Below are 4,929 nucleotides of genomic sequence, written 5' to 3'. Positions count from 1 at the left end.
CGGGGGAAAAGGAATTTTGCAAAGGTCTCCCATATTCTTTCAAATGTTCAGATTTCAAGCAAAGGTCGTCTGAAAACGCCATTTTTGTTTTTCAGACGACCTCCTGTCAAAACATTACCAAAAGGTAATGAAAATCCGCCGTTAAACACAGTTTGCCTTTTGGTAAAGACAAGACTACAATCGCCTACATCCTTTCAGCCACACCACACATCATGAACACCACCGACCTGCGCCGCCGCAACCTGCGGCAATGGATAGCGGACAAATACTGCGGCCAGCAAACCCGTTTTGCCGAAGCCATCGCCATCAACCAAGGTGAATTGTCCGCCCTTCTGAAAAACAAATCCTTCGGCGAGAAAAAGGCCCGCAAAATCGAACAGGCGGCGCAAATGCCCGCCATGTGGCTGGATCAAGAACACGCCACAGCCCAACCCGACCATCAAGAAAGACGCACCATGCCCCACATTTCCTCCATCCCCGAAATCCTTGCCGACATCAAAGCCGGCAAAATGGTCATCATCACCGACGCGGAAGACCGCGAAAACGAAGGCGATTTGCTGATGGCGGCGCAGTTCGTCACCCCCGAAGCCATCAACTTCATGATCAAACACGCGCGCGGACTGGTTTGCCTGCCGATGGAAGGCAGCATGGTCGAGCGGCTCGGCCTGCCCATGATGACCCAGAAAAACGGCGCGCAATACGGTACCAACTTTACTGTTTCCATCGAAGCGGCGCAAGGCATCACCACCGGCATTTCCGCCGCCGACCGCGCCCTGACCATCCAAACCGCCGTCTCCCCGACCGCCAAACCCGAAGACATCGTCCAACCCGGCCACATCTTCCCCCTGCGTGCGCAAAAAGGCGGCGTCCTAGTACGCGCCGGACACACCGAAGCCGGCGTCGACTTGGCACAAATGAACGGACTCATCCCCGCCGCCGTCATCTGCGAAATCATCAACGACGACGGCACCATGGCGCGCATGCCCGAACTGATGAAGTTCGCCGAAGAACACAACCTCAAAATCGGCACGATTACCGACCTCATCGAATACCGCAGCCGCACCGAAAGCCTACTCGAAGACATGGGCAACGCCCCCGTACAAACCCCGTGGGGCGAATTCCAGCAACACGTTTACGTCGACAAACTCTCCGGCGAAACCCACCTCGCCCTCGTCAAAGGCAAACCCGCCGCCGACACCGAAACCCTCGTCCGCGTACACGAACCCTTCAGCGTCATGGACTTCATCCAAGCCAACCCGCGCCATTCCTGGTCGCTGCCCAAAGCCCTTGAGCGCATCCAGCAAGCCGAAAGCGGCGTCGTCATCCTCCTGCACCGCACCGAAGACGGCGCCACCCTGCTCGACCGCACCCTGCCCAAAGGCGCCAACCAAGCCTACAAATGGGACAGCAAAAGCTACGGCATCGGCGCGCAAATCCTCGCCGGCCTCAACGTCGGCAAACTGCGCGTGTTAGGACAGCCTTCCGCCTTCACCGGCCTGACCGGCTTCGGCTTGGAAGTCGTCGGCTTTGAAGAAGCAGAAAACAAATAAACCGCCTATCTTGTCAAAAGGTCGTCTGAAATCCCGATTCCGGTTTTCAGACGACCTTTTGCTATAAATTACCTGATTCAGCCAACCTCCCATAAAAGTTATTATTATATTTTATTATAAATAAAAACAATAATATAATAAATTAAGAATAATTTAAGAATAATTTTTATTTCATTTGAAATTAAAATATAGCATAATAATCTTCATCAAGAAGGGAGCACTTCCTCCTGATATTTTATTTAATCCTAAAAAACAAAAGGATCTAACTATGCCCAACAGCTATATCGACCGCCGCACAGAAATATATAACCAACGAAATCAAAATAAGATTACGTTGAGTTTACGTTTATCCATTAAAGATGATTTGATTTTGCAAGAGCTTGCTGATGCTTGGGAAACAACCCGCCAAGACATCATTAATGATTTAATTCAAGAATTCATTATTCAAGACTGGGAGAACAAACGAATGATTGACAAACAAAAAGACGAAGAATTTGATAATTCAACTACAACACGATATTTCTTATTAAATACTAATAGTGCCAACGACTTGGAAGACCATAATTTCATGATGACAAACCAAGTAGCTGCTGCATTTGAAGATGGCTACAAAGAAAAAATCTGTCGGATTAAAAAAGGAGACTATGTATTCCTATACGCCTCCGGACAAGGAATTGTTGCATATGGTCAAGCAACAGGAATCGTAGAGAAAACTCATCATTATGGCGTTGATAATAAAACATTTTTTCAGAAATTAGAACATTTTGTCGATTTAAGTCAAAATCCAATCAAAGCAAGACAGGTTAAATCCATTTTGGGACGTTCTTTTCCTTTTGCCCAAACATTATCTCAGATTACTGATGGGGAAAAATTGTTGGAGAATCTCAAATAAGACAAAGTAAGGCTACAAGTATCCTGTAAAACGGCAGTTAAATTTCAAAAGGTCGTCTGAAATCCCGATTCCGGTTTTCAGACGACCTTTTGCTATAATACCCGCCAGTTTGAAAACGGAAGAAACCCATGTCCCGAATCGCCGCCCTGCCCGACCACCTCGTCAACCAAATCGCCGCCGGTGAAGTGGTCGAACGTCCTGCCAACGCCCTCAAAGAAATCGTCGAAAACAGCATAGACGCAGGCGCGACGGCGATCGAAGTCGAGCTGGCAGGCGGCGGCATCCGCCTCATCCGCGTCAGCGACAACGGCGGCGGCATCCACCCCGACGACATCGAACTCGCACTCCACCGCCACGCCACCAGCAAAATCAAAACCTTAAACGACTTGGAACACGTCGCCAGCATGGGCTTTCGCGGCGAAGGCTTGGCAAGCATCGCCTCCGTCAGCCGCCTGACCCTGACCAGCCGCCAAGACGGCAGCGCGCACGCGACCCAAGTCAAAGCCGAAGACGGCAAACTCAGCAGCCCCACCGCCGCCGCCCATCCCGTCGGCACCACCATCGAAGCCGCCGAACTCTTCTTCAACACCCCCGCGCGGCGCAAATTCCTCAAATCCGAAAACACCGAATACGCCCACTGCGCCACCATGCTCGAACGCCTCGCGCTGGCGCATCCGCACATCGCCTTCTCGCTCAAACGCGACGGCAAACAAGTGTTCAAATTCCCCGCCCAAAGCCTGCACGAACGCATAGCCGCCATCGTCGGCGAAGACTTTCAGGCAGCATCCTTAGAAATCGACAGCGGTAACGGCGCGCTGCGGCTCTACGGCGCCATCGCCAAACCCACCTTCGCCAAAGGCAAAACCGACAAACAATACTGCTTCGTCAACCACCGCTTCGTGCGCGACAAAGTCATGCTCCACGCCGTCAAACAGGCATACCGCGACGTATTGCACAACGTCCTCACCCCCGCCTTCGTCCTCTTCCTCGACCTGCCGCCCGAAGCCGTGGACGTCAACGTCCACCCCACCAAAACCGAAATCCGCTTCCGCGACAGCCAGCAGGTGCACCAACTCGTTTTCCACACCCTCAACAAAGCCCTCGCCGACACCCGCGCCGACTTGACCGAAAGCGTCGGCAACGCAGGCGAAGTGTTGCACGAAATCACAGGTATCCGTCCCGCGGCAACGTCGTCTGAAAACGAGCCTAACGGGTTCCACCCAAACCCGACCACGTCTGAAAATATTTTCGCCGCCGCACCAAGCACACACGCCTCCGAACCGCGCAACGCCTTCAGTTCAGGCAAAACCGCCCCCATGCCCTATCAGGCAGCACGCGCGCCGCAGCAACGCAGCCTGTCCCTGCGCGAAAGCCGCGCCGCCCTCAACACCTACGCCGAACTCTTCAAAAACACCGCAGCCGATGAGGCCGATATCGAGTTGGCACAATTCGAACAAGCACGCTTCGGCAGCACATCCCCCACGTCGTCTGAAAACCCCGCACGTGCCTTTTCAGACGACCCCAAACCCGAACTGCCGCCGCTCGGCTTCGCCATCGCACAACTATTAGGCATCTACATCCTCGCCCAAGCCGAAGACAGCCTGCTGCTCATCGACATGCACGCCGCCGCCGAACGCGTCAACTACGAAAAAATGAAACGCCAGCGGCAGGAAAACGGCAACCTGCAAAGCCAACGCCTGCTCATCCCCGTTACCTTCGCCGCGTCCCACGAAGAATGTGCCGCCCTCGCCGACCACGCCGACACGTTGGCAGGCTTCGGGCTGGAATTGTCCGACATGGGCGGCAACACCCTCGCCGTCCGCGCCGTCCCCGCTATGCTTGGAAAAGCCGATGTCGTCTCGCTCGCCAAAGACGTATTGGGCGAACTCGCCCAAGTCGGCAGCAGCCAAACCATCGAAGAACACGAAAACCACATCCTCGCCACCATGTCCTGCCACGGCTCCGTCCGCGCCGGCCGCCAGCTCACCCTGCCCGAAATGAACGCCCTCCTGCGCGACATGGAAAACACCCCGCGCAGCAACCAATGCAACCACGGCCGCCCGACCTGGGTGAAACTGACGCTGAAAGAACTGGACGCACTGTTCTTACGCGGACAATAAAGCCGACGAAAAATAAAGGTCGTCTGAAAACGGATTCGGGTTTTCAGACGACCTTTTAAGTAGGCTGGGCGGCAAAACAATATGCGAGATAGTTGCGTCAGATTAAAAACCAATCTCCCTAAAGATTTCATATATAACCGCGGCTTGTTTAATTGAAATTCTCCTGATCTAAAAATTCTAACTCTATTTCCCGGCAAACTATATCTATGCTAAAACCGGTCGGAAGATCATACCTACCGCCTATCAATTCCAGCGTACCTCCATAATCCAAGATTTCATCATCCTGCTTTAATTCTCCAAGCTCCAATACATTTTTGATATTTTTATCTTGGCTCTTCGTAGCGTATCCATAGATAAATTTCAGATA

3 protein-coding genes and 1 pseudogene are annotated in these 4,929 nt (G+C 52.7%); 3 read left to right on the top strand and 1 reads right to left on the bottom strand.

What is annotated here, in order from left to right; translation table 11 throughout:
* Positions 1-212: 212 nt before the first annotated feature.
* The 3 genes from ribBA to mutL all read left to right on the top strand — a co-directional run bounded on the left by ribBA (position 213) and on the right by mutL (position 4,562).
* The gene (ribBA, locus tag HMPREF2907_RS02605) at positions 213-1,550 is read left to right on the top strand and encodes a bifunctional 3,4-dihydroxy-2-butanone-4-phosphate synthase/GTP cyclohydrolase II (RefSeq protein WP_070679752.1); all 1,338 of its coding nucleotides are present in this window, start codon (positions 213-215) and stop codon (positions 1,548-1,550) included.
* Between the two features lie 268 nt (positions 1,551-1,818).
* Positions 1,819-2,442 carry an EVE domain-containing protein gene (locus HMPREF2907_RS02600; RefSeq protein WP_039404728.1) on the top strand — a complete coding sequence of 208 codons (624 nt, stop codon included), beginning with the start codon at positions 1,819-1,821 and terminating at the stop codon, positions 2,440-2,442.
* A 128-nt stretch (positions 2,443-2,570) separates the two neighbouring features.
* Entirely contained in the window at positions 2,571-4,562 is a 1,992-nt protein-coding gene (gene mutL, locus HMPREF2907_RS02595; protein WP_070679749.1) for a DNA mismatch repair endonuclease MutL, read from the top strand.
* A 148-nt stretch (positions 4,563-4,710) separates the two neighbouring features.
* Here mutL and HMPREF2907_RS02590 read toward each other — a convergent pair.
* Positions 4,711-4,929, bottom strand: a pseudogene (locus HMPREF2907_RS02590) (hypothetical protein); the annotation flags it as partial.

This window comes from Neisseria sp. HMSC055H02, from assembly GCF_001813335.1.
Taxonomy (GTDB): domain Bacteria; phylum Pseudomonadota; class Gammaproteobacteria; order Burkholderiales; family Neisseriaceae; genus Neisseria; species Neisseria sicca_C.
This window is presented reverse-complemented; position numbering and strand designations above follow the sequence as displayed.